Annotated in this window: 19 protein-coding genes; 1 reads left to right on the top strand and 18 read right to left on the bottom strand. The window is 70.0% G+C overall.

Features of this window, described 5'->3' with window-relative positions:
- Positions 1-52: 52 nt before the first annotated feature.
- From AC07RV_RS16985 to AC07RV_RS16900, 18 genes are all read right to left on the bottom strand, one after another.
- Positions 53-838 carry a class II aldolase/adducin family protein gene (locus tag AC07RV_RS16985; RefSeq protein WP_444814174.1) on the bottom strand — a complete coding sequence of 262 codons (786 nt, stop codon included), beginning with the start codon at positions 836-838 and terminating at the stop codon, positions 53-55.
- Positions 839-856: 18 nt separating this feature from the next.
- Positions 857-1960: an ABC transporter substrate-binding protein gene (locus AC07RV_RS16980; protein WP_296780539.1), complete on the bottom strand. Its 1104-nt coding sequence runs from the start codon at positions 1958-1960 to the stop codon at positions 857-859.
- Positions 1961-1997: 37 nt separating this feature from the next.
- Entirely contained in the window at positions 1998-2837 is an 840-nt protein-coding gene (locus AC07RV_RS16975) for an ABC transporter permease (protein WP_296780537.1), read from the bottom strand.
- Positions 2834-3601: an ABC transporter ATP-binding protein gene (locus AC07RV_RS16970; protein WP_209542205.1), complete on the bottom strand. Its 768-nt coding sequence runs from the start codon at positions 3599-3601 to the stop codon at positions 2834-2836. Before AC07RV_RS16970 ends, AC07RV_RS16975 begins: the two co-directional genes overlap by 4 nt.
- Before the next feature lie 34 nt (positions 3602-3635).
- On the bottom strand, positions 3636-4454 hold the full coding sequence (locus AC07RV_RS16965; RefSeq protein WP_296780531.1) for an enoyl-CoA hydratase/isomerase family protein: 819 nt from the start codon (positions 4452-4454) through the stop codon (positions 3636-3638).
- Between the two features lie 12 nt (positions 4455-4466).
- Positions 4467-6596 (bottom strand): acetate--CoA ligase family protein, encoded by a 2130-nt coding sequence (locus AC07RV_RS16960; protein ID WP_296780529.1) that lies wholly within the window; start codon positions 6594-6596, stop codon positions 4467-4469.
- Positions 6593-7600: an acrylyl-CoA reductase (NADPH) gene (gene acuI / locus AC07RV_RS16955; protein ID WP_296780527.1), complete on the bottom strand. Its 1008-nt coding sequence runs from the start codon at positions 7598-7600 to the stop codon at positions 6593-6595. The genes AC07RV_RS16960 and acuI overlap by 4 nt, the downstream gene beginning before the upstream one ends.
- 170 nt (positions 7601-7770) lie before the next feature.
- Positions 7771-8706 (bottom strand): LysR family transcriptional regulator, encoded by a 936-nt coding sequence (locus AC07RV_RS16950; protein ID WP_296780525.1) that lies wholly within the window; start codon positions 8704-8706, stop codon positions 7771-7773.
- A 57-nt stretch (positions 8707-8763) separates the two neighbouring features.
- On the bottom strand, positions 8764-8931 hold the full coding sequence (locus AC07RV_RS16945; protein ID WP_296780523.1) for a hypothetical protein: 168 nt from the start codon (positions 8929-8931) through the stop codon (positions 8764-8766).
- A 28-nt stretch (positions 8932-8959) separates the two neighbouring features.
- Positions 8960-9160: an MbtH family protein gene (locus tag AC07RV_RS16940; protein WP_057591017.1), complete on the bottom strand. Its 201-nt coding sequence runs from the start codon at positions 9158-9160 to the stop codon at positions 8960-8962.
- A 36-nt stretch (positions 9161-9196) separates the two neighbouring features.
- Positions 9197-10510 (bottom strand): glycosyltransferase, encoded by a 1314-nt coding sequence (locus tag AC07RV_RS16935; protein WP_296780519.1) that lies wholly within the window; start codon positions 10508-10510, stop codon positions 9197-9199.
- Between the two features lie 10 nt (positions 10511-10520).
- Positions 10521-18005, bottom strand: coding sequence for a non-ribosomal peptide synthetase (locus AC07RV_RS16930; protein WP_296780518.1), 7485 nt, complete (start codon positions 18003-18005; stop codon positions 10521-10523).
- Between the two features lie 517 nt (positions 18006-18522).
- Positions 18523-19182, bottom strand: a complete 660-nt coding sequence (locus AC07RV_RS16925; protein ID WP_296780515.1) for a hypothetical protein — start codon at positions 19180-19182, stop codon at positions 18523-18525.
- Positions 19183-19260: 78 nt separating this feature from the next.
- Positions 19261-19434, bottom strand: a complete 174-nt coding sequence (locus AC07RV_RS16920) for a hypothetical protein (RefSeq protein ID WP_444814173.1) — start codon at positions 19432-19434, stop codon at positions 19261-19263.
- A gap of 272 nt (positions 19435-19706) precedes the next feature.
- A complete protein-coding gene (locus tag AC07RV_RS16915; RefSeq protein WP_296780512.1) occupies positions 19707-20849 on the bottom strand; it encodes an epoxide hydrolase family protein in 1143 nt (380 codons plus the stop codon).
- A 112-nt stretch (positions 20850-20961) separates the two neighbouring features.
- Positions 20962-21912, bottom strand: coding sequence for an alpha/beta hydrolase fold domain-containing protein (locus AC07RV_RS16910; protein WP_296780508.1), 951 nt, complete (start codon positions 21910-21912; stop codon positions 20962-20964).
- A complete protein-coding gene (locus AC07RV_RS16905) occupies positions 21909-23174 on the bottom strand; it encodes an MFS transporter (RefSeq protein ID WP_296780505.1) in 1266 nt (421 codons plus the stop codon). The genes AC07RV_RS16910 and AC07RV_RS16905 overlap by 4 nt, the downstream gene beginning before the upstream one ends.
- Positions 23171-25003: a flavin-containing monooxygenase gene (locus AC07RV_RS16900; protein WP_296780502.1), complete on the bottom strand. Its 1833-nt coding sequence runs from the start codon at positions 25001-25003 to the stop codon at positions 23171-23173. The genes AC07RV_RS16905 and AC07RV_RS16900 overlap by 4 nt, the downstream gene beginning before the upstream one ends.
- A 181-nt stretch (positions 25004-25184) precedes the next feature.
- On the opposite strand from AC07RV_RS16900, the gene AC07RV_RS16895 reads away from it, so the two are divergent.
- On the top strand, positions 25185-25850 hold the full coding sequence (locus AC07RV_RS16895) for a TetR/AcrR family transcriptional regulator (protein ID WP_296780500.1): 666 nt from the start codon (positions 25185-25187) through the stop codon (positions 25848-25850).
- Positions 25851-26053 lie beyond the last annotated feature (203 nt).

The raw sequence follows: 26053 nt of genomic DNA, 5'->3' as shown, positions 1-26053 counted from the left end.
GACTGTGGCGCCAGGCCATCGACCTGGATCGCACATTTCGATTACAAAAATGTCATCTGGCCGGTGCCAGCCGCTGCAGCATGGCGTGCCAGGCCCGCTGGTCGGGATCGGTCTGCCCCTTCATGCGGTTGCCGTCGCCGCTCTCGAGTTGCCGCAGCGTCTTCTGCCGGATGGCCTCGGGGATCGCGCGCACGGGCCGCCCGGTCGAGAGCACCGCGATCTGCGCCCGGCAGGCCTTCTCGAGCGCGAGCATGGTCAGCACCGCGTCCGCCACGCTGCGCCCCACGGTCAGCAGGCCGTGGTTGCGCAGGATCAGCACCTTGGCGGTGGTGCCGAGATCGGCCACCAGCCGCTCGCGCTCGTCGAGGTCGAGCGCGATGCCCTCGAAGTCGTGATAGGCCACGCGCTGGTGGAACAGCAGCGACCACTGGTTGAGCGGCAGCAGCCCTTCCTCGAGCGTCGACACCGCCACGCCGGCCACCGTGTGGGTGTGCAGCACGCAGGCGGCATCGTGGCGCGCCGCATGGATCGCGCTGTGGATGGTGAAGCCCGCGGGATTCACGTCGTGCGGCGAGTCCTCGAGCTGGCGGCCCTCGAGGTCGATCTTCACCAGCGAGCCGGCCGTGACGTCGCGAAACAGCAGGCCGAAGGGATTGATCAGGAACTGGTTGTCGGCATCGGGCACGCGCGCGGAGATGTGCGTGTAGATGCTGTCGTCCAGGCCGTGCAGCGCGATCAGCCGGTAGGCGGCGGCGAGGTCGCAGCGCACCGCGATCTCGGCCTGCGAGCGGTCCGGTCCGGCGGCGTCCGCCGCATAGGCACCATGCATCGGGGTCATCGTTCGCGCTCCTTCGTCTCAGGAGATGGCGCAGGCCTTGGCCTGGCGGATCACCGCTTCGTGGTCGTAGCGGTCCACGCGTTCGGCGAAGCCGGGCGTGCGGATCACGAAGGTCTCGGGCGCCACCTTCCGGTCGATCACCTTGTTGTCGAACAGGAAGTCCTGCATGCGCTGGAAGCCGGCCGCATCGACGCGGCCCCAGGCCTGGCCGCCATCGAGCCGCCGCGCCTTGTCCATCGACCCGACCACCGCCGCCACCAGCCGGTCGTCGTTGCGCGCCAGCGTGGCCTCGTCGGCGCCGGTGGGCTTGCTCTGCGGGAAGCGCTTCCAGTGCAGCTGGCGCGCGCACTGCGGATTGGTGGCGGTGAACAGGCTGGCCTTGGCCACGCCGCGCGCGATGGCCTCGACCATCGCCGGGTCGCTGTCGATGATGCGCTGTGTGGTCGCGAGGCTGAAGTCGGCGAAGGTCTCCCAGGCGGGGTCCGACAGGTAGCGCAGCCGGCCGCCGGCATTCTCGAAGCCCACCAGCGCCGTGTGCCAGAACATCAGCCCCTGCACCCGGTTGGCGCGCAGCGCCTCCAGCGCGGGCGCGCCGGTGCCCACGGCGACGATGGTCACGTCCTTGTCGGGATCGAGGCCGCCGGCGCGCAGCAGCGCCTTGAGCATCGGCAGGCCGCCGCTGGCCAGGCTCACGATGCCGATGTTCTTGCCCTTGAGGTCGGCCACCTTCGCGACCGGTCCGTCGGCCTGCACGCCCACGGCCCAGTCGAGCACGTTGTTCACGCTGATCGCGCGGATCGGCAGGTTGTTCGTCACGTTGGCCTGGATCAGGGCGCCCGCGCTCATCTGCGACAGCGCGATGCTGCCCGCGGCGAGCTGCTGCACCGTCTGCAGCGAGCCGGGCGTGGCCACCACCTCGACGTCGTAGCCCTCGTCGCGCCAGTAGCCAAGCGCCAGCGGCATCATGAGCCAGGGATAGGCCGCGTTGAGCACGCTCACGCCGCCGACGGCCAGCGTGACCTTCTTCAGGGGCTTGGCGCTCTGGGCCGATGCGTGCAGCGCGCAGGCCAGGAGCAGCAGCAGGAGGGCGCGCAGGCCGCCGGCGAGGATGCGAGTGGTCATGAGAACTCCAGGGTGAAGTGCGAGGGGAAACCGGGGCTCAGGCGCCGAGCGTGGCGTCCTTCTGCGTCTCGAGCCAGAACACGACCCGCTTGCGGGCGTACTTCATGACCGCATGCAGCACGATGCCCATGGCCGACAGCAGGATGAGGATGGCGAACATGCCCGCCGTGTCCATCGAGAAGGTGCGCTGCAGGATCAGGTAGCCCAGCCCCGCCTGCGCGCCGACGAACTCGCCGACCACGGCGCCGATCACCGACAGCACGATCGACACGTCGAGCCCCGCGAAGATGTAGGGCAGCGCATGCGGCACGCGCGCCATGCGGAAGATCTGCCAGCGTGTCGCGGTGAAGGCCCGCAGCAGCTCGATCTGGTCCGCCGGCGCCGCGCGCAGCCCGACGATGGTGTTGGCCAGCGCCGGAAAGAAGGCGATGGTGGCGGTGATGATCACCTTCGAGGTCATGCCGTAGCCGAACCAGATCACGAACAGCGGCGCGATCGCCACCTTGGGGATGGTCTGGAACGCGACGATGTAGGGATAGAGCGTCTTCTCGACCAGCACGAACTGCGACACCAGCGAGCCCAGCACCAGCCCGAGGCCCGCGCCGACCGCGAAGCCCGCGAGCGTCTCGTAGGCGGTCACGCCGAAGTGGTAGGTGAAGGCGTTGGAGATCAGTCCGCTCCACAGCGCCAGCGCGACCGCCGAGGGCGGCGGCACCACGAGCGCGGAGACGTCGAGCGCGCGCACCGCGAGCTCCCAGCCGCCGACCACGACGACGAACAGCGCGATGGCCAGCGGGATCTCGGGCCGGGCGATGCGCCGCGCGGGAGGCGCAGAAGGCGCGGCGGGCAGCACGGTGGAAGCGGTGCGGGTGTTCATGCGTCGAGTGCTCCGAGCGAATGGAAGTGCCTGCGGATGGCCGAGACGTAGCCGCCGAAGCGTTCCGAATTGATCATCTCGAGCCGCCGCGGGCGCGGCAGGTCGATCGGCAGGATCTCGGTGATGCGGCCCGGCCGCGGCGACATCACGACCACGCGGTCGGCGAGGAACACGGCCTCGGGGATGCTGTGCGTGACCAGCACCACCGTCTTGCCGCTCTCCTTCCAGATGCGCAGCAGCTCGAGGTTCATGGTCTCGCGCGTCATCGCGTCGAGCGCGCCGAAGGGCTCGTCCATCAGCACGAAGGCCGGGTCGTGCACCAGCCCGCGCGAGATGCCCACGCGCTGCTGCATGCCGCCCGAGAGTTCGGACGGGTACTTGCCCTCGAAGCCCTCGAGGCCCACCAGCTTGAGCAGCGCGCGGGCGCGCGGCTCGTAGACCTTGCGGTCCAGGCGCTGGATCTCGACCGGCACCATCACGTTCTCGAGCACCGTGCGCCAGGGCAGCAGCACCGGCGCCTGCAGCACCACGCCGACGTCGCGGCTCGGTCCGTCGAGCGGGATGTCGCGCGCCTTCACCGAGCCCGAGCTGCGTCGCAGCGTGCCGGCCAGGATCTTGAGCAGGGTGGACTTGCCGCAGCCGCTGGGCCCGACCACGGTGACGAACTCGCCGTCGGCCACCGAGAGGTTCACGTCCTTCAGCGCGTCGATGTCCACGCCGTCGCGCGTGAGGTAGCGCTTGTTGAGTCCAGAGATCTCGATCATGGTGCGTGCCTTTCGAGGTGCGCCCGGCCCGGCCTCACTGCGGGCCTTCGAGCGCGAAGCGCGCGTCGCGCCACTTGAAGGCGGCCTTCAGGCCCTGCGCGCCGGCCACCTTGAAGAACTCGTCGGCCTCGGCCGATTCCGCCATCAGCACCAGCGTGAAGACCTCGGCGCCGTAGTCGATGGTGGACTGGAAGCCGCGCATCTCGTAGGCGCGGTTCAGTCCCATCTTGTTGAGCTGCATCGCGGGCGGCGGAATCATCGACAGCTTGGTCGCCAGCCGCCGGGCCTCGGCCAGCAACTGGTCGGCCGGCACCACGCGGTTGGCCAGGCCGATGCGCTGCGCCTCCTGCGCGTCCACGCGGTCGCCGGTCAGCAGCAGCTCCTTGGTCTTCTTCATGCCCAGCACCCAGGGCATGATCGCGTAGGGCGGGGCCGACTTGAACTGGATCTCGGGCTCGCCGAACTGCGCGGTGTCGGCGGCCAGCGTGATGTCGCAGACCATCGAGAGGTCGCAGGCGCCGCCGAGACAGAAGCCATTGACGGCAGCGATCACCGGCAGCCGCGAGCGCCAGATGCGCGACCAGGTGTCGTTGCCCAGCTTCACGTGCTCGCGCCAGTCCTGCACGGTGGTGAACGGCTCCTCGCGCGGGCTGAGGTCGAAGCCCGCGCTGAAGGCGCGGCCCGCGCCGGTGACGATGAGGGCGCGCACGGCCGGGTTCGCCTCGAGGCTGTCGAGCGCATGCTGCATCTCGAGCAGCAGCTGGTCGTCGAGCGCGTTCATCTTCTCGGGGCGGTTGAGCGTGAGCGTGGCGATGGTGCCGTCGATGGCGAGCTGGATGGCCTGGTAGTCCATGGGTACTTCCTTTCAGTTGAGCGTCGGTCCGCGCAGCTCGACCAGGGCGTCGAGCACGCGCACGCCCTGTCCCGCGGCAAGCACGGCGACCGGGTTGATTTCGATGGCCTCCACGAGGTCCGCATAGGCCGCGGCGATCTCCGACAGCCGCACCATCAGGGCCTCGAGGGCCGCGGCGTCGGCGGGTGCCGCGCCCCTGAAGCCGTCGAGCAGCGCCGCCGCGCGCGTCGCGCGCAGCATCCGGTGCGCGCGTGCCGGGCTCACGGGCGCCAGCGCCAGCACCGAATCGCGCACCAGCTCGACCCAGATGCCGCCGGTGCCGACCACCAGCGCGGGACCGAAGGGCGCGCGCCGCGAGGTGCCGGCGATCATCTCGATGCCGCCGCGCACCATCTCCTGCACGGCCACGCCGCGCAGGCGCGCCTGCGGCTGGTGGCGCGCGACCTCGGCCAGGATGCGGTCGAAGGCCGCGCGCACCGCGGCGTCGTCGGTCAGGCACAGCGCCACGCCGCCGGCCTCGGTCTTGTGGGCGATGTCGGGCGAGTCGATCTTCATCACCACCGGATGGCCGATCTCGCGCGCAGCGGCGACCGCCTGCTCGGCGCTGGTGCACAGGCGCTCGCGCGTCGTCGCGATGCCGTGGTCGGCGAGGAAGCGCTTGGCCTCGCCTTCCGACAGCGGCTCGCCGCTCGCGAAGCGGTCGCGCCAGGCGGGCTGCGGCTGCGAGAACGCGGGCTCGAAGGCGGGCTCGGGCTGCCAGCGATGCCAGGCGAGCCAGTGCGCGATCGCCTGCAGTGCGGGGCGCGCGCCCTGCAGCGCCGCGACGTGCGACGCATGCAGCGGCGCAACCACCTCCGCATGCATGCCGCCGCCGACGTTGCTGTAGAACAGCACGGGCTTCGAAAGCGCCTGGGCCGCCTGCGCCGCCGCCTGCGCGATCAGCCGGTAGTTGCCGGCCGCGCGTTCGCCGATGCCCGGCGGGCAGTCCTGCGAGATCGCGAGCACCGCCACGTCGGGATCGGCCGCGAGGATGTCGACGCACTGCCGGTACAGGCTGCCATCGGACACCGCTGCGCCGGTCACGTCGAGCGGATTGCTCGGCGTGGCGAACGAGGGCAGCACCGCGGCCAGGCGTTGCAGCGTGGCCGCGGCCGGCTTGGCGAAGCGCAGGCCGGCGGCCTCGCCGAGGTCGCAGGTGAGCGCGATCTCGCCGCCGCTCACGTTGAGCACCGCCACGCCGTCGCCCCGTGGTGCCCTGGCGCCGCTCTCGAACAGCACGCAGGTCTCGACGAACTCGTCCATGTCGTTCGCCACCACCACGCCGAGACCGTGGAAGAAGTCGAGGTAGGCCTCGTCGGAGCCGGCCAGCGAGCCGGTATGGGCGGCCGTGGCCGCGGCACCCTGGCTGGAGCGGCCCACGCGCAGCAGCACGATGGGCTTGCCGGCCGCGCGCATCAGCCGCGCGGCGCGCGCGAAGCCTTCGGGGTCGCGCACGGTTTCCATGAACACCGCGGCGAGCTTCACCCGGTCGTCGCCCGCAAAGTGGGCGAGGTAGTCGTGGATGTCGAGCACCGCCGCGTTGCCGACCGAGACCATGTGGCTCAGGCCCAGGCGCCCGGTGCCGCCGAGCGCGATGCAGGCCGAGCCCGAATGCGACACCACCGCCACGCCACCGGCGGGCAGCGGGTCGGGCGGCGGCGCGCTGTAGAGCGCGGTGCGCGCATGCACGTCGATCAGGCCCAGGCAGTTGGGGCCGCACACCAGCAGGCCGGTCTGCGCATGCAGCTCGACGAACTGCCGCTGCAGCGCCGCGCCCTCGGCGCCGAGTTCGGCGAAGCCACTCGCGAACACCACCGCCGACTTCACGCCTTGGGCCGCGGCATCGCGCAGCGCGCCCATCACCTTGTCGGCCGACAGCGCGACCACGGCGCAATCGGGCACGCGCGGCAGCGAGGCCAGGTCGGGGTAGCAGCGCATCCCCTCGACCTCGGTGGCCGTCGGATGGATCGGGTAGATCTCGCCCGCATAGCCACCGTCGCGCAGGTTGCGCGCGACATAGGTGCCCATGGCATCGGCGCGCGGCGAGGCGCCCAGCACCGCGACGGCGGCGGGACGGAACAGCGCCTGCAGGTTCATGCTCATGCGCGGCTCCCGGCGATGTGCGACGAATTGACGTCGACGCAGATGCGCCCGCGCACCTCGCCGGCCATCAGCTTGTGCGCATGCGCGATCACCTGCGACAGGCCGATCTCGTGGGCGATGTCGCCGAGCCGCAGCGCATCGAGCACATGCGACAGCCGCTGCCAGGCGCTGATGCGCTCGGCGCGCGGCGCCATCACCGAGTCCACGCCGCGCAAGGTCACGCCGCGCAGGATGAAGGGCGCGACCGAGGCCGGGAAGTCCAGCCCCTGCGCCATGCCGCAGGCCGCCACCACGCCGCCGTAGCGCGTGGCCGCGCAGGCATTGGCCAGCGTGTGGCTGCCGACCGTGTCGACCGCCGCGGCCCAGCGTTCGCGCGCCAGCGGCTTGCCGGGCGCGGCGAGTTCGGCGCGGTCGATCACTTCGGCGGCGCCCAGGCTTTTCAGGTAGTCGGCCTCGGCGGCGCGGCCGGTCGAGGCCACCACGCGATAGCCGAGGTGGGCCAGCAGCGCGACGGCGATGCTGCCCACGCCGCCCGCGGCGCCGGTCACCAGCACCTCGCCCGCGCCGGGCCGCACGTGATGGCGCTCGATGGCCTGCACGCAGAGCATCGCGGTGTAGCCGGCGGTGCCCAGGGCCATGGCCGAGCGCGAATCGAGCCGGTCTGGCATCGGGATCAGCCAGTCGCTCTTCAGCCGCGCGTACTGCGCGAGGCAGCCGAACCAGTGCTCGCCGACGCCCCAGCCGTTGAGGATCACGCGGTCGCCGACGCGGAACTCCTCGCTGTCGCTGGCCTCGACCACGCCGGCACCGTCGATGCCGGGAATCATCGGCCACTGGCGCACCACGGGACCGCGGTTCGCGATGGCCAGCGCGTCCTTGTAGTTGAGCGAGGAATGCTCGATGCGCACGGTCACGTCGGCCTGCGGCAGGACGGACCGGTCGAGCTCGACCTCGGCGGCTGCGAAGCCGCCTTCAGGCCGGGACAGATGGATGGCTTTGAACACGTGGGCTCCTGCTTTTTGCTGCACTGCATCGAAAAACTCGATGGACACAGCGCGATGGGAAGCGCCACTCTATGAGCGAGGTCCGCTCTACTCAAGATCAATAAACGTCGATACGCGTTCTCTTTATTAGCGCATTGAAAGCGCGGCTCGGCGCCGCGTGCCGGCCCCGTTCAGCGTTCGCTGCGCGCCTGCAGCACCGCGGCCACGCTCTCGAGCAGCGTGAGGCTGGCCACCGACAGATGGCGTCCCTTGCGCACGCAGCACGACACCGCCTGCTTCTTCACGCGCGTGTCGCGGATCGGCACGAACACCGCGTGCGGATAGTTGGGATCGAGCCCGTGCAGGTACTGGCTCACGATCGCGATGCCCAGTCCCGCCGAGGCCGCGCTGCGCATCATTTCGTAGGAGTCGGTGGTGAGCGCGATGCGCGGCTGGATGCCGACGCTGGCGAACATGCGGTCGATGGTCGGGCGCAGCGCCATGCTCTCGTGCGGCATGATGAAACCGTAGGGCGCGCAATCGGCCAGCCGCACCGAGCTCTTCGAGGCCAGCGGATGCTGGCGCGGCACCATGATGCAGGAGCCCACGAGGCAGCGTGCCTGTACCTGCAGGCCCGCATGCGGCGCGACGTTGTAGGCGATGACGAGATCGACCTCGTCGGCCATCACCATCTCCACCAGCCGCGGCGACGCGGCCACCAGCAGCTCGAAGGTGACCTGCGGATGCCGCTGGTTGAACGGCGTCAGCGTCTCGCGCAGCAGCTCGCGCGCGAAGCCCTCGTTCACGCCCATGCGGATGTTGCCGCGCTTCAGGCCCTTGAGCGCATCGATCTGGGTCTTCGCCGCATTGAGCTCGTTCGCGATGGTGCGCACGTGCAGCAGCAGGATCTCGCCGGCGGCCGTGAGCTTGAGTCCCGAGCGGCCGCGGCCGCGTTCGAACAGCGGCGCCTCGACCTCGTCCTCGAGGTTCTTCACCTGCCGGTTGATGGCCGAGGCCGCGACGTGCGTGACCTCGGCGGCCTTGCGGAACGAGCCGGCCTTCGCCACCTCGCGGAAGTAGTGGAGCGCGGTCGGGTTCTTGAGCTGGGCGGAAAATTCGCGGGACATCGCGGGCCTCTTGGAAATCCTGTGGCGAGGCCGATGCTATGCGCAGACGTCCAGGCGCTATTCCGCGAGCCGCTTCTTTCCGGCCTCGGCCTTCCGGCGGCGGGGCTTGTCGGCCCGGCGCTTCTCCACGGCCGAGGCCACGCCCGCGGCCTCGGGGCCGAGTGCCCGCAGCCGCCGCACGTGGACCGCGGCGGCACTGCGGCTGCGCAGGAACAGGAAGATCATGGCCGGGGGCCCGATGCGATGGACGCGCTCAACGTCCCGCCAGCGAAAGCGGCCGCATGTCCTGCCAGTTCGCCTCGATGTAGGCGCTGCACGCGGCGCGGTCGGTGGTGGGCAGGGCCACGCGCCAGCCCGCGGGCACGGCGATGAAGGCGGGCCACAGCGAGTGCTGGCCCTCGTCGTTGACCAGCACCTGGAAGCTGGCGTTCTTGTCGTCGAAGGGGTTGGTCATGGCGGTTCTTTCGATGGGGTGCGAAGGGGCCGGCGCTCAGGCCGCTTCCAGGGATTCGACGCGCGGCAGGGCCTCGAGCGCCTGCGCGATGCCGTGCAGCGCGCGGTGGCGCGCGAACTCCTCGCGCAGGGCGTTCGCGCGTTCGCGGTAGCTGGGCGTGGCGAGCAGCTTGCGCACCGCATCGCCGACCTGGCGCGCGGCCGGCTGCGCGGTGCCGAGGTTGATGCCCACGCCCGACCAGGCCACGCGCGCGGCGATCTCGGGCTTCTCCTCCGAGCTGCCGGCCACCACCAGCGGCACGCCGAGGCTCAGCGCATGGTTGACCGAGCCGTAGCCGCCGTTGGTGACCATCGCATGCAGCTTGGGCAGCAGGCGGTCGTAGGGCAGGAAGGGAATCACGCGCGCATTGGTCGGCACGTTGGCCGACAGGGCGGGCGGCACCGGGCCGCCGGTGGTGGCGATCACGAGCAACTTCGGATCGCCGGCCAGCGCCTGCAGCGTGGGGACGATCAGCTGTGCGGGATTCTGGTTGGCCAGCGTGCCCTGCGTGACGAGCACGGCCGAGCGGCCGTCGTCGAGTTCGTCCCACCAGTCGGGGGGCGTGAAGTCGCGGCTGGCCGGCGCGAGCAGCGGGCCGACGAAGCGCACCGAGGCCGGCAGGTCGCTGCGCGGGTATTCGAAGGACGGGCCCGTGAGCTGCAGGTAGAGGTCGGGCATGCGCACCATGGCGTCGACGAAGAAGGCCGGCAGCGCGCCGGCGCCGAGGCGCCGCAGCACGGTGTCGAAGTGGCGCTGCACGTCGCCGAACATCGCCTGCTGCAGGTTGGCGTTCATCGCCTTGTTGCGCGCGCGGCCTTCGGGCGTGGAAGACGGCGGCAGCGCGGTGCCGAAGAAGGCGGTGTCGCAGCTCGACAGCGGCAGCGCCGAGATGCCGACCGCGACCACCGCGGGCCGCTCGTCGCGCGGCCCCAGCAGCAGCGGGAAGGTGCCGCAGAACATGGTGTCGACCACGATGGCATCGGCCTCGAAGTCCTCGAGGATGGCGCGCAGGCCCGCATGCTGTGCCTCGATCGCGTCGGCGAAGAAGTGCTTGAGGCCGAAGCACAGCTGGGCATGCGGCGAATTCAGCCGGCGGCGTTCGGGAAAGCGCTCGTCGAGGTCGCGATAGTCGCCGTCGATGGCGCGCGCGAAGGGCGTGAAGCTCGCGCCGGTCGCCTCGGCCTGGGCCCTGCACTGGCTCGCGGTGTGCACCCGCACCTCGTGGCCGAGGCCCGTGAGGTGCTGGGCGATGGCCAGCATCGGCAGGACGTGGCCGGGCAGGGCGGTTGCCGCGATGAGATAGCGTGCCATGGGATGCTCCTTAGGAAGCGGTGGTTTCCAGGGCGCGGCGCGCCTTGGTGTGGATGCCGAGGTCGACGAAGTAGCGCTGCAGCAGGTCGCGGTCGACCGGGCGGATCGGCGTGCCGATCGCCTCGAGCTGCGCCTGCGTGGCCGCGCCGCACACCTGCGGCGGCGTGGCCGAGGTGTCGTAGCGGTCGAGGATGGCGAGCACCGCCGCGAGGTCGCGGTCCTGCCCCACCGCGAGCCGCGCATGCGCGCGCTCGAGCCAGGGGTCGAGTCCCACCGGCTCGAGGCGCATGCCGAGCCGCTCGAACACCGGCGGGATGTCGCGCACGCGCAGCGGCGCCTGGCCCATCAGGTGGAACACCTGGCCCCACGAGGCGCGCTGCGCCGCGAGGCCGAGGATGGCGCGCGCCACGTCGTCCACCGGCGTCAGGTTCAGCGGCAGGTCCATGTCGGGGATGGCTTCCAGGTCGGCGTAGAGATGGGCCACGCGCCAGATCAGGTCGTCGGCGTTGCAGATCGCATGCGTGTGGTCGCCGGTGACCGCGCCCAGCCGGTAGATCGCGACCGGCATGCCGCGCGCCTGCGCCTCGCGCGCGATCGCGTCGCCGACCCACTTGCTCTGGCTGTAGCCGTCGACCAGGCCGCGCCACGAGCTGAGCGCCGAGCGCTCGGTGACCGTGCCCTCCTGGTTGTTGCCCTGGTCGATCACGGCCAGCGTGGAGACGTAGTGCAGCGTCTTCGCGCAACCCTGCGCGGTCCATTCGAGCAGCGTGACCACGCTGTCGACGTTGGCCGGCTTGAGGCTGGCGTAGGGATGCAGGAAGTCGACCTGCGCGGCGCAGTGGTAGAGCGCGTCGCAGCCGTCGCGCACCAGCCGCACCGCGTCGTCGTCCAGGCCCAGGCGCGGCTTGCCGAGGTCGCCCGTGACGACCTCGATGCGCGCGTCGTCCCAGATCGACTCGAGCTGGCGCGTGGCCAGCGTGCGCTTCAGGCGCAGCGCGCCGGCCTCGGCGTCGGCGGCGCGCACGTGGCAGACCACGCGGGCCTCGGTGTCGCGCAGCAGCGCGGCCAGCAGGTGGCTGCCGACGAAGCCGCTGGCGCCGGTGAGGAACACGCGTTGCGGTGCCAGCGTGGGCGCGACCGCCTGCGCCTGCACATGCGTGGGCAGCACCACCTCGCGCGACAGGTCGAGCGCCTCGGTCGTGCCCGCGTTGTCGTCGATCCAGGCGGCGAGCTCGGCGATCGAGGGCCGGTTGTAGACCTCGGCATGCGGGAAGTCGGCGCGCACCTGCTGGCGGATGCGCATGCCGAGCTGGATCGCCATCAGCGAATGGCCGCCGATCTCGAAGAAGTTGTCGTGGATGCCCACGCGCTCCAGCCGCAGCGTCTCGCGCCACAGGCCGGCCAGCAGTTCCTCGGTGGGCGTGCGCGGCGCGACGTACCGAACCGCGGCCTGCTGCTCGGGCTCGGGCAGCGCCTTGCGGTCGAGCTTGCCGCTTGGCGTGAGCGGCAGCGCGGGCAGGTGCACGAAGGCCGAGGGCACCATGTAGTCGGGCAGGGCGCGCGCCATGTGGGCGCGCAGCTCGGTCGGCTGCGGATCGGCGGCGGCGACGAAGTAGGCCACCAGGCGCTTGTCGCCGGGCGTGTCCTCGCGCGCGATCACCGCGGCCTGCGTCACCTGCGGATGCTGCAGCAGCGCCGACTCGATCTCGCCGGGCTCGATGCGGTAGCCGCGGATCTTCAGCTGCTGGTCGGCGCGGCCGAGGAAATCGAGGCTGCCGTCGGCACGCCAGCGCGCGAGGTCGCCGCTGCGGTACATGCGGCTGCCGGGCGCGCCATGCGGATCGGCCACGAAGCGCTCGGCGCTGAGCGCGGCGCGGTTCAGGTAGCCGCGCGCCACGCCGGCACCCGCGATGTAGAGCTCGCCCGCAACGCCGGGGGGCACCGGCTGCAGCAGTTCGTCGAGCACGTACATGCGCGTGTTCCAGATCGGCTGGCCGATCGAGGGCTGCCGGCCGGCTTCCATCGGTGCGCTCATGCTCGCGCAGATGGTGATCTCGGTCGGGCCGTAGGCGTTGACCATGCGGCGGCCCGGCGCCCAGCGCGCGGCCAGCTCGGCCGAGCAGGCATCGCCGCCGACCACCAGCGTCTGCAGCGCCGCGAACTCGCCGGGCGGCAGGGTCGAGAGCGCGGCCGGTGGAATCAGCGCGTGGCTCACGGCCCGGGCTTCGAGCAGCTCGGCGAGGTCGCTGCCCAGCAGCTGCTGTGCGCCCGGCACCACCAGCGCGGCGCCCGCGTGGAAGGCCATGAGCTGGTCCATCACCGAGGCATCGAAGCCGCAGGAGGAGAACTGCAGCACGCGCGAGTCGGGCGTGATCGCCAGCCGCTCCTGCATCGCGGCGCCGAGGCTGGCCAGGCCCGCATGCGGCACGACCACGCCCTTGGGCAGGCCGGTGGAGCCCGAGGTGTAGATCACATAGGCGGCCTCGCGCGGATCGGCGGGCGGCGCCGAGGGCGCGACCTCGGACTGGGCCGCGATCGCTTCAAGCGTGTCGGCAGCGTCGAGCGCGATGCAATGGGCGACGTCGGCCAGCTGCGGCAGCAGCGCCGCGTGCGTGAGCACCGCCGCGGGCGCGGCCTCCTGGAACACGAAGACGCTGCGCGCCGCCATGTGGTTCGGATCGATCGGCAGGTAGGTGGCGCCGGCCTTGACGATCGCGAGGTGGGCCACGACCAGGTCGAGCGAGCGCGGCAGCACCGTGGCGACGATGGCGCCGGGCGCGATGCCGCGTGCGCGCAGCAGTTGCGCGAGACGGTTGGCGCGCGCGTCGAGTTCGGCATAGCCGACGGTCGCGTCGTCGAGCACCACGGCGGGTGCCTGCGGGCGCTCGGCGGCATGCGCGGCCACCATGGCGGCCAGCGAGCGCGGTGCGAGTTCGCGCGGCTGGCCGCTCCACTGCGCGAGCAGCCGGTGCTGTTCCTCGGCGCTCAGGATCGCGAGCTCGGCGATCGGCGCGTCGGGCGCGTCGCAGGCCCCCTCGAGCAGCCGGGCCAGCCGCGCGGCCATGGCCTCGACGGTGGCGCGCTCGAACAGGTCGCTGCTGTACTGGATGCCGCCGCCGATGCCACCGGGCAATCCATCGGCACCGCGTTGCTCGCTGAGGATGAACGAGAGGTCGAACTTCGCGGTGTCGATCTCCACCGGCTGCGGCGTGATCGACAGGCCCGGCAGGCTGAACGACAGCCGGCTGCTGTTCTGGAAGCCCAGCATCACCTGGAACAGCGGCTGGTTGGTGCGCGCGCGGCCCGCGCCGCTGCGCTGCAGCTCCACCAGGCGGTCGTACGGGAACTCCTGGTTCGCGTAGGCCGCGAGGTTGGTGGCGCGCACGCGCGAAACCAGCTCGCGCAGGCTGGGCCGGCCCGAGGTGTCGGTGCGCAGCACCAACGTGTTGACGAAGCAGCCGATCAGCTCGTCGAGCGCGTGGTCGCTGCGGCCCGCGACCGGGCTGCCGATCACGATGTCGTCGCCCGCGCCGAGCCGGCTCAAGAGGCCCGCGAGCGCGGCCTGCAGCACCATGAAGACGCTGGCCTGCCCGTCGCGCGCCAGCTGCAGGATGCGCTCGTGCACCTGCGGCGCGATCTGCAGCGGCACCACGTCGCCGCGGTAGCTCGGCGCCAGCGGGCGCGGATGGTCGGCGGGCAGCGCGAGCTGTTCGGGCAGGTCCTGCAGCGTGGCCTGCCAGAAGGCACGCTGGCGCCCGGCCATGCTCTCGGCATCGTCCTCGCTGCCCAGCAGTTCCTGCTGCCACAGCGCGTAGTCGGCGTACTGCAGCGGCAGCGGCGTCCAGCCCGGCGCCCGGCCCTCGCAGCGCGCCGCGTAGGCCACGCTGAGGTCGCGCGCCAGCGGCAGCAGCGAGGCGCCGTCGCCGGCGATGTGGTGCGTGAGCAGCAGCAGCACGTGCTCGTCGTCGGCCAGCCTGAACAGCGAGACGCGCAGCGGCGCGGTGCTGCCGAGGTCGAAGGCATGGCCCGCGGCCGCATGCAGCTGCGCGGCGATCTCGTCCTCGCTGCTGTCGGCCTCGAGCACGGCGGGCCGCGCCTGCGCGCCGTCGAGCACCTGCTGCCACGGCAGCCCGTCCTCGTTCGGGTAGATGGTGCGCAGGCTCTCGTGGCGCTGCACCAGGTCGTCGAGCGCCGCATGCAGGGCCGCGCGGTCGAGCGTGCCCGACAGGCGCAGCGCCAGCGGCATGTTGTAGGCCGGGTTCGCGCCCTCGAGCTGGTTCATCAGCCACAGGCGGCGCTGCGCGAAGGACAGCGGGATGCGCGCCGGGCGAGGCATCGGCACCAGGCTGGGCCGCGCCACCGATTCCTGGTCGAGCAGCTCGGCGAGGCCGGCGATGGTCGAGACCTGGAACAGCGTGTCCAGCGGCAGGTCGATCATGAACTGCTGGCGGATCATCGAGACCAGCTGCACGATCATCAGCGAGTGGCCGCCGAGCTCGAAGAAGTTGTCGTGGATGCCCACGCGCTGCAGGTGCAGCGTCTCGGCCCAGAGGCCGGCCAGGATCTTCTCGGTGGGCGTGCGCGGCGCGGCATAGGGCGTGGCGGCCTGCACCTCGGGCGGCGGCAGCGCCTTGCGGTCGAGCTTGCCGCTCGGACCCAGCGGCAGCGCGGGCAGGCTCACGAAGGCCGAGGGCACCATGTAGTCGGGCAGCGCCTGCGCGAGGTGCGTGCGCAGCTCGGCCGCCTGCGGATCGGCGGCCTCGGCCGGCACGAGATAGGCCACCAGGCGCTTCTCGCCGGGAGCGTCCTCGCGCGCCACCACCGCGGCCTGTGCGATCTGCGGATGCTGGAGCAGCACCGCCTCGATCTCGCCGGGCTCGATGCGCAGGCCGCGGATCTTCACCTGCTGGTCGGCACGGCCCAGGTAGTCCAGGCTGCCGTCGGCGCGCCAGCTCGCGAGGTCGCCGGTGCGGTACATGCGGCTGCCGGGCGCGCCATGCGGATTGGCGACGAAGCGCTCGGCACTCAGCAGCGGCCGGCCCAGGTAGCCACGCGCCAGGCCCGTGCCCGCGATGTAGAGCTCGCCCGCCACGCCGGCCGGCACCGGCTGCAGGCCGCTGTCGAGCACGTACATCTGCGTGTTCCAGATCGGCCTGCCGATCGGCACGCTCTTCGGCGCGGCCTGCGTGCGTTCGCATTCCCACGCGGTGACGTCGACTGCGGCCTCGGTCGGGCCGTAGAGGTTGTGCAGCTCGGCGCCCAGGCGCTCATGGCATTGCGCCTGCAGCGCGGGCGACAGCGCCTCGCCGCTGCAGATCACGCGGCGCAGCGTGGTGCAGCCGGCGGCCGCGGGCTCGCGAAGGAAGACCTCGAGCATCGAGGGCACGAAATGCAGCGTCGTGATGCCCTCGTCGGCGATCAGGCCCGCGAGGTAGGCCGCGTCCTTGTGGCCGCCGGGCCGGGCGAGCACCAGCGTGGCGCCGTCGATCAGCGGCCAGAAGAACTCCCACACCGACACGTCGAAGCTCGAGGGCGTCTTCTGCAGCACGCGGTCGTCGGCCGCGAGGCCGTAGCGCGCCTGCATCCACAGCAGGCGGTTGACGATGGCGCGGTGCGACACCACCGCGCCCTTGGGACGGCCGGTCGAGCCCGAGGTGTAGATCACGTAGGCCGGGTGCGCGGGATCGATCGCGACGGCGAAGTTGGCCTCGTCGCAATTCGCCAGATCGGCAATCGTTTGCGCCCCATCGATCAACAGGCGCGGGGCATCGGCGGGCAGCACCTGCGCGAGCGCCTCGGTGGTGACCAAGCACGCGGGAGCTGCGTCGCCGAGCATGAAGGCGATGCGATCGGCCGGGAAATCGGGATCGACCGGCAGGTAGGCCGCGCCGGTCTTCAGGGTGGCGAGCAGCGCCACCATCAGTTCCATCGAACGCGGGATCGCGAGCGCCACCGTGCGCTCGGGGCCCGCGCCGCGTGCACGCAGCAATTGCGCGAGGCGGTTGGCGCGGCGGTTCAGTTCGGCGTTGGACATCGCCTCGCCCTCGAAGCGCAGCGCGACGGCCTCGGGCCGCTCGGCGAGCTGGGCCTCGATCAGCGCGACCAGGTGCGTGTCGGGCACGGCGTGTTCGGTGTCGTTCCAGCCGAACAGCAGTTGCCGGCGCTCCTCGGCACCGAGCAGGTCGACATGGCCGACGGCCTGCTGCGGTTGCCGGATCACGGCATCGATGAAGGCGATCAGCCGGCGCTGGTGATCGGCCAGCCCCTGTGCGGTGTGCACCGCGGGATTGGCGTCGAAGTCGATCTGCAGGTCCTGCCCGTTGCCGCGCTCGTAAAGGAAGATGCCCAGGTCCTCGGCCGTGCCGTTCGAGAGGTTGCGCGGCCGCGCCGCATGGCCGGCGAAACGGAAGTCGTAGTCGAAGGGCTCGACGTTGACCACGGTGGTGAACAGCTGCCGGTTGTTGACCAGCATGTTGAGGTCGCTGCGCAGGTGTTCGTAGCGGTACGACTGGTGGCGCAGCACCTGCCGCATCTGGCGGCCCACTTCGCGGATCAGTTCGGGGGTCGGCAGGTCGGCGCGCATCGCGAGCCGCAGCGGCACGGCATTGGCCACCATCGCGGGCACGCGCCGCATGCGCTCGTTGTGGCGCGCGGTGACCGGGATGCCGATCGCCATGTCCTCGATGCCGGTGGCGCGATAGAGGTAGGCCGCGGTGGTGGCGATCAGGATCTGCGGCAGCGTGGTGCCGAGCTCCTGCGCGATCTGCTGCAGCGCCTGCACGCTGGCCGCGGGCAGGTGCACCGTCTGGCGCAGCAGGCCGCCGATGTTGACCGAGCGCTGCGATGCGAGGCTCAGCGGATCGGGCGCGTCGGCGAAGCGCTCGGTCCAGTACTGGCGGTCGCGCGGAAAGCGGCCCGATTCGCGGTAGGCGCGGTCTTCCTCGGCCAGCTGCGACAGCGGCGCCAGGCGCGAGGCCTCGGGCACCTCGGCTGCGCCTTCGGCCATCGCGCTGTAGATGTCGGCGAAGCGCCGTGCGATCAGCCCGCCGCCGAAGCCGTCGAGCACGATGTGGTGGCTGCGGTGGTACCAGACGTGGCGATCCGGCGCGAGGCGGATCAGCGCCGACAGCCACAGCTGGCCGTGCGCGAGGTCGATGTTGCGTTCGAAGTCCGCGCGCATCCAGCGCTCGGCCCGTGCCGCGGGATCGGACTCGGCGCTGAGGTCGAGGTAGGGGATCTCGCCCTCGAAGGTGTGGGCCACCACCTGGCGCGGCCCCTGGCCCGCGTCGACGAAGTTGAGCCGCGTGGCCTCGACCTCCTCGGTGATGCGGCGCATGGCCGCGAGGAAGACGGCGGGATCGATCGGGCCGTCGATGTCGATGGCTTCCGCGAGGTTGAAATTGGTGTCGGGCGACGCGAACTTCGCGCCCAGCCACATCGCCATCTGACCCGAGGTGAGAGGCGCCGAACTGCTCAGGGGACCACTGCCTTGCATGCGCTGCTCCAAGTTGGACATGGGGTTGCCAACGGGGCATTGCAGGCGCGAAGCGAATTGCCAGAAGCTGCCTTCTCGCACATCCGCAGCGGGTCGAATTGACATTCCGTTGACATTTCAAAACCAAATGTACAAGCGGTTGCAGTCACTTCGATGGCAGTTTCGAGTGCGGCAATATTTCACGCTCTCAATTGAGCAAGAAAGGTTTCCTGGGGTTTTTCGCACTGCACCCAGAAAGCCTCATTTTCGAGGCGGTTCGGCTTACTTTCAGAGGGAAAAGCAGGAGGAAAAAGTTTGTTGCGTCGCAGCAACTTCAATACGCCCAGCAGGGGTATGGCAAATATGTTGGAGATGCCGAGCAGCGTATTGGCTGAATAAAAACTGCCTAATTCCCACGGAATTCCGTGGGTGATAGAAAAGTGTGGCGAGGACTTTTTGCGTAATTAAATGGCGCCTAATTCGCGTCGCTCCAACGCGTCGCTCCAACGCGTCGGATCGGGGCTCGCGGCGGGGTCGATCAGGCGCCGCCGCGTGCCGACCGCGACAGCGCCGCCAGCGTCTTCTTCGCGCTGTGCAGCAGCCCGGCGCGCTCGGGCTTCAGGCGCGCCCTGGTGTCGCCGGGTGCGACGATCTCGAAGGCCGTGTCGGCCGCGAGCTTCATGGCCAGCGCATCGCGCGGCGTCAGGCGGTCGAAGCGCGCGCTCGAGATCACGTGCACCTGCAGATGGCGATGGATGGCCTTCGACAGCTTCTGGCAGGCGGCGGTCATCGCCGCCTCGTCGGGTGTCACGGCGCCATGCACGACGAGCACCTCCACGATGCCGTTCTTGTCCTCGCCGAGCACGAAGGCGCGTACCACCGAATCCTTGAACTTCGCGCGCAGCATCGCGCGCACCGGCTCGGCCGCCGCGAAGGACTTCAGCGCGATGCGGCGCAGCTCGCGGTAGAAGACGAAGCCGCGGTCGAGCATGACGGTCTCGGGCAGTTCCTCCTTCGCGGCCTGCCGCGACAGCATGCCGCTGCCGACGAGGTGCGCGAGCGTGCCTTCGACCTCGGCCGCGTCGAGCTTCGTCTTCTGGGCCAGTTCGTTCGTGGTGAAGGGTTCCTCGGGGTTCCCGTAGAGCACCTGCAGGAGCTTCTGGACGGAGGGGGACAGGAGGAAGTCGGCGGCGCTCATGGGGGCGATGGAATCCGGTGCGGGGGAAAGGCAGCGATTATGGAAGCGCGGGTTGCGCCGGGCCACGCTGTCGGCGTTTCAAACGAGCCAGCTGCGAACCTTCGACACCGCGTCGGCAAAGTCACGAGGCTTCTCCTGCGGAAGGTTATGCCCCGCCTCAACGGTGCGGTGCTCATGCGCCGCGACGAACAGGGGTGCATCGCTCTTCGTGCCACCGGGCTTGAGGGGATCCTGCGTCCCATCGAGGGTCACGGCCGGAATCGCGATCGCTGGCGCCGGGCCAGGCGATCTTCGAGCGGCTGCAGCGCAGGGTCGCCGGCTTCCAGGCCGAAGACATGGCGGTAGCAATGGAGCAGGCTGCGATCACCCGGGCTCCCGCATCGGCGAGGATCGGGGCGACTTCGTCGAAGGCGTGAACGTCGTAGGGAAATCCGTGCGACAGGATCACGGGCCAGCCGCTGTCGGCGCCCCATTCCGCGTACGCGATGCGCAGCGTCCGAGTCTCGACGCTTCTCGGCGCCCGCTCATTCACGAGCGGCTTTCGACACCGTGGCGATGAAGGCCCGCAGGTCGGCCAGCATCAGCTCGGGTTGCTCCCAGGCGGCGAAGTGTCCGCCGGCCGCCATGTCGGTCCAATGCACGATGTCGTAGGTCTTCGCGGCGAACGAGCGCACCGGTGGCAGGAACACGGGGTCGGGAAACGCGGCGAAACCCGCGGGCACACGGATGCGCGTGCCCGCGGGAAAGCGCGAGGATCCTTCGAGGCGCTTGCCGTGGTAGATCCAGGTCGCGGTGACGACCGCCGCCGGTGCGACGTACAGCATGATGGAGGTCAGCAGTTCCTCTTCCGAGAACCTGGACCAGAGGTCCGGGCTGCCATCGGCCCGGGCCGGCAGGTCGGCCCACTTGCCGAATTTTTCGAGGATCCATGCAGCCGCGCCGACCGGGCTGTCGGCCATCGCGACGCCCAGTGTCTGCGGGCGCGTCTCCTGCGCGTGGTTGTAGCCGGTCTCCTCGTCGAGGATCGCGGCGCTGCGCGCGGCCCGTTCCCTTTCTTCGGCGGTCGTGGGCGTGGCGTCCTGGGCGAAGATGCTCATCATGTTGATGTGGAAGCCGAGCAGCGCTTCCGGGTGGGTGAATGCCATCCAGCTCGCGATGTGCGCACCCCAGTCGCCGCCCTGGACGATGTAGCGCGTCGGGCCGAAGAGCCGGCCCATCAATCGATGCAGGAGCTCACCGGCCCGACGAGGGCCGATCACGCCGGTGATCGGGTTGGAGAAGGCAAAGCCCGGCAGGGAAGGGACGATGACGTCGTGCCCATCGGACGCCAGAGGCTGCAGCAGCTTCTCGAACTCGAGGTAGGAACCGGGCCAGCCATGCAGCAGGAGCAGGGGTGGCCTGGAGCCGTCTCCCTTCAGGTGGAGGAAGTGAATGCGCTCGCCCTCGATGTCGGTCGTGAAGTTGGGCAGCCGGTTCAGGCGTTGTTCGACCGCGCGCCAGTCGTAGCGGTTCAGCCAGTGGTCGACGAGGCGTTGGAGATCCTTGACTCCCACGCCCGCGCTCCAACCTCCCGCGTCCGGCAGTTGCGTCCAATCGAAGGCCTCCACTTTCTTGCGGATGGCATCGAGCCGCGTATCGGGAATATGGAGGGTGTAGGGCGAAACCATGGTTCGAAGCGGCTCTTCAGTGGATCGAATCGAGATGTCTACGCTCTCGTGGGTCGCAGGCCTTGTCCGTCCGGGGACTACATTCCCGTGCGACATCGGCGCGTCTTCGACATCAAGGCGGCAGGACCCGCGCGAGAAAGCCGCCGATGTCGCGCGTGCACTGCGCGGCGCCTTCCACGCTGCGGCTGAAGCCGAAGAACAGGTGCGTCATGCCGCGGTAGATCTCGAGCCGGTCCAATCGCCCGGCGGACTCGAGCGAACGCGCCATGGCCGAGGACGCGTCGAGGAACACATCGAACTGCGCCGCGGCCAGGAAGGTGGTCGGCAGCAGGCCGGGGTCCGCGAGCAGCAGGTTGGCGCGTGGATCGTTCCGGCTGGCCTCGTCGGGAAGGTAGTCGCCGAAGATGGACGGCACGGATGCGAGGTCCGGGAACAGGCCGGCGTTGCCATGGCGGCGCATCGAGTCGGTCGAGGTGTCCCCATTGAACGCGCCGACGATGCCGACGGCTGCCTGCAGCCAAGGTAGGCGCCCGAGCGCGACGGCGGCCCCGAACGACACGTTGGCGCCCGCGGAACAGCCGCCGCACGCGAGCCTGTCGCCATCGATGCCCCACGCGTCGCCGCGTGCGTGCAATGCGCGAAGCAGCGATGCGGTCTGTTCCACAGCCACGGGAAAGCGGTGCTCGGGTGCATGCGCATAGTCCGCGCTCACGACGATGCCGCCCCAGGCCTTGGCGATCTCGCGCATCTGCCGGTCGTTGGTCCATTCGGAGCCGGTCTTGAAACCGCCGCCGTGCAGGTAGACGAAGGCCGGCAGAAGCGCCGGTCCGTCCTCCGGCCGGTAGACCACGATCGAGACGGTGCCGCCCTCGACGGGAACGCGCACGCGCTCGATCGCGCGCATCGACGGACCGCCCTCGTTCCAGTGCTGGCGGGTCAGTTCCATGCCGCGCCGAAGGCCCGCGATGCCATCGTTCGAGTTGCCATGCGCCGCGGCCAGCGCGGCCGATTGGCGCAGGGCCTCGCGAAGCGCCGGATCCACGTCCGAAAGGGTCTCGTTCATGGATGCTTCTCCTCCTGTCGCCCGAGCGCATACCGGTACGGTCCCAGCAGCATCACGGCCACGCTCGCCACCACGAGGCCGATCGCGAGCCCGGCGAGCGTGGGCCCGTAGCTGCCCAGGCGGCTGTACGACAGCCCCATCAGGAACGGACCGAGGCCGGAGCCGAACATGAAGATCGCGAACAGATAGCCGTAGATCTCGCCGAAGGCGCGCATCCCGAGGTAACGCGAGATGAAGAACGCGATCAGGTCCACCTCGGCGCCCAGGCCCAGGCCGATGCACACGGTGGCGATCAGGTAGATCGCGGGATGCGCGGGCGCATGGAGCAGCACGATGCCGATCAGCGGCATGAGGATGAAGATCAGCGCCACGTACGGACCGAAGATGCGGTCGAGCAGGAAGCCCGCGAGCAGCCGCCCGATGGTGAGCGCGATGCCCGCCGCGCTGATTGCCGTGGTCGCCAGCTGCGCCGAGACGCCGCGGTCGGTGAGGATCGCCGTGATGTGCGCGATGGTTCCGCCGCAGGCCATCACGACCGCGAAGAAGACCAGGGCCAGGCACCAGAACTGCTTCGTGCGGAACGCTTCCCGCGCGCTCAGGCCCGGCGCGGCCTGCCGCGCGAGCGAGGCCGCGGGCACGGGCTCCCTCAGCAGCAGGCAGGCCGGCGGGAAGGCGACGAGCAGGACGGTGGCGCCCAGTCCGACGAACGCGGTGCGCCAGCCGTGCGCCGCGATCAGCGCCTGGGCCAGATGCGGCAGCAGGGCCGCGCCGAGGCCCACGCCCGCCATCGACAGGCCGAGCGCGAGGCCGCGATGGCGTTCGAACGCACCGGTCACCGCCTTGGCGTAAGGCAGCGGTGATTGCGCCGCCGCGAAGACGCCGGCCACGCCATACATGAGGATGAACTGCAGCGGCGTCTGCGGCACCACGCCGAGGGCCGCGATGGACAGCGCGAACAGCACGATCCCCGGCAGCACGACCGCGCGCACGCCATACCGGTCGACCAGCCGTCCCGCGAACGGTGTCGAGAGGCTCGTCACCACGAAGCCCACCAGGATCGCCGAGGAGATGGTCGCGCGGTCGGTGGCGAAGGCCTCTGCCAGCGGCTTGACGAACACGCTGAAGCTGAACTGGAGCAGCGGCCCGTTGCCCACCAGCGTGCCGAGCACCGCCGCAACCACCACCCACCAGGGGCTGCGCGCGCGCGACGAGAAACCGGCGCGCGGCTTCGCGACCGCAGGGCCCTGTGCCGCATCGGTCATTGCCGTGCCTCCGGCGTGCCCGCGTCAGGCGCGATCAGGCCCTCGAGCGCCGCCTTGATCAGCAGCGCCGTGACGTGCGAGTAGAAGCGGCACATGGTCAAGGTGCCGCCGGCGACGTAGAAACCTTCCTGGCGCGTGCGCACCCACATGTTGCGCATCTCGCCATCGGGGCCGATGCCCCAGATCGGGCCGACGCGCTCGGCGACCTCGCTGCCGAACATCGTGCGCACGGCTTCCTGCAGCGGCTGGTAGCCGGTCGCCATCACCAGCATGTCGGCGGGCATCGCAGCGCCGTCGGTGAAGAGCACCTCCTTGTCCTTCACGCGCTCGATGCCCACGCCGGTCTTGAGCTTGATCTTGCGCTCGACGATCAGGTCGGACGCGCCGACGTTGAGGTAGTAGCCGCTGAGGGAGCGCAGCAGCTTCATGAAGAAGCCCGTGTCGTCCTCGCCGTTGTCGAGCATGAAGCCCACGCTGCGCAGGCCTTCCAGCAGTTCCTTGTCGTCCTGCGCCATCTGGCGGCTCAACGGACCGTGCAGCTGCCGGACCAGGTCGAACGGGATCGCGGCGCTCATCAGGTCCGTTTCCTCGATGGGCCGCACGCCTTCGTTGGCGCGATAGATCGCATAGGCGCGCACCGATGCGGGCTCCAGGCCGACCACCGTGGTGGAGGAGCGCTGCAGCATCGTGACCTCGGCGCCGCGCAGATGCAGGTCCTGCGCGATGTCGTGCGCGCTGGTGCCGGCACCGACGACCAGCACGGACTTGCCCGCGACCTCGAGGTCGTCGGTGCTGCGGCTCGAATGCACCACCTGGCCGCCGAAGTCTTCCAGCCCGCGGATGCGCGGCACCTTGGGAACGCCGCTCGCGCCGACCGCCATCACGACCTGGCTCGGCCGCAGCGTCCGGATGGACCCGTCCGCGCGCTGCACGCGGACCGTCCAGTGCCTGGCCGTGGCGTCGTAGGCGCCATCGAGGAAGCTCGTGCGGGTCCACACGTTGAGCTCCATGCTCATCGCATAGAACTCCATGAAGTTGGCGAGCATGTCCTTCGGGATGTAGACCGGCCAGGTCTTGGGAAAGGGAAGGTAGGGCAGGTGGTTGGTGCAGATCTCGTTGTGCAGCGTCAGCGAGTGGTAGCGCTTGCGCCAGTTGTCGCCCACGCGTTCGTGGCGGTCCACGATCAGCGTGGCGACATCGAGCTGCGCGAGGCGTGCGCCCAGCGCGAGGCCGGCTTGCCCGGCGCCGATGATCAGGACTTCGGGATCTTTCTCGGCGAACTCGGCGGCGGCCTGGCGGCGGTCGAGCCAGTTGTCCACGCTGCGGCGGCCCGTGCTCTCGCGGCGACGGGTCAGGAACGGGTCTTCGGGGAATGCCTTCAACTCGTGGATCGTCGTGAGGAGGTTCAGCGCCTTCCAGCCGCCAGGCTGGCCCGGGTCGGGCGTCAGGCGCAGGAAGCCACGTCCGTGCGCGACACGGGTGTCGAAGCGGAAGAAGGCCTCGAGGGTCTGGACGCTGCCGAGCAGGCCTCGCATCGGCGCCTGCGCTTCGAGGCGGAAGTTGGTCGCGCCGCAGGCCTCGAGCGTGGACTGCAGTGCTTCCGCAATCTCGAGTGCTCCCTGTCGCGTGGCGATCTTCCAGGTGAAGCTCAGGATGTCGCGCCAATAGCCGTCGTCACCGAACAGGCTGGCCGCACGATGGCAGTCGCGCTGTCGAAGCGCGTCGTCGAAGCCCTCGATCCATTGCTGCGCGATCTGCCTGCGTTCGCGGGCGCCGCTGTCTGGCGCGTCGTAGCTCGGTGTCCTGATCCCGGTCGATGTCTCATGCATGGGGAGCTGCTTCCTTGTCCGAGGGGCCGTGGTGATCGCGGCCGGTTTTTAATCAATGATTAAAGTATAGGTTCGGCCCTGAAACGGAGACAAGCGGTGCCGCGGCCCGGATTTCCCCTATGGAAGCCGCCATCGTTTCGTGCTTTAATCATTGATTAAGAAGGATGCACGCCCGGATTTCATGGCCACGAACACCAAGTCCCGCGCCGAAGGCGCCGAGGAAAAGAACGCGGATGTGCAGCGCAGGCTGCTAGCGGCCGCGACGCATCTGTTCATCAAGAACGGCTATCGCGGCGTATCGATCCGCGAGATCGCTGACCGCGCGAAGACCAACTCCGCGCTGATCTCCTACTACTTCGGCGGCAAGGAAGGCCTGTTCGTGCAGGTGTTCAAGGAGGTCGCCGCGCCGCTGAACGACAAGCGCGCCGCCAACTTCGAGCAGCTCGAGCAAGCGGGCACGCTCACGGTCGAATCGATCGTGCGGGCCTGGGTGTCGCCGATGTTCGAAGGCCGATCGCTGGCCAAGGAAAGCCCGGTCACCACGCTGTCGTTCAGCCTGAATGCCGAGCAGGGCAAGCTGTCGGAGCAACTGATCGTCGAGATCTACGACGCCATCAACTTCCGTTTTCTCTCGATGCTCGAGGCCTGCCTGCCGGACATTCCGCGCGAAACGCTGGTCTGGCGGCTCTTCTTCCTCGTGGGTGCGATCCTGACCGCCACGCGGCCGCACGGACGCAGCTTCAAGCGGCTCTCCCAAGGCAACGCCACGGCGCAGGACTCCAACGAGCTGATCGAGCAGCTGGTGCAGTTCGCCGCCGCGGGCTTTCGCGCACCGCCGCTGCGTTGACTCAGAAGGTGTGAAGGAACCGTCGCGAACGCCCCGAGGTCGCGCCGAGGACCGCAGCCGTACTCACGTACGGTGAGGACCGCAGGTGCGAGATCGGGCGCGCAGCAGGTTCATTCACACCTTCTCAGAGGGTGTATTTGAAATAAACACTCACACGTTATCCTCGTCCCATACGCAATGCTGCAACGCAGGAGGTGACGAGT

This window comes from Variovorax sp. GW821-FHT09B01, from assembly GCF_059418345.1.
This window is presented reverse-complemented; position numbering and strand designations above follow the sequence as displayed.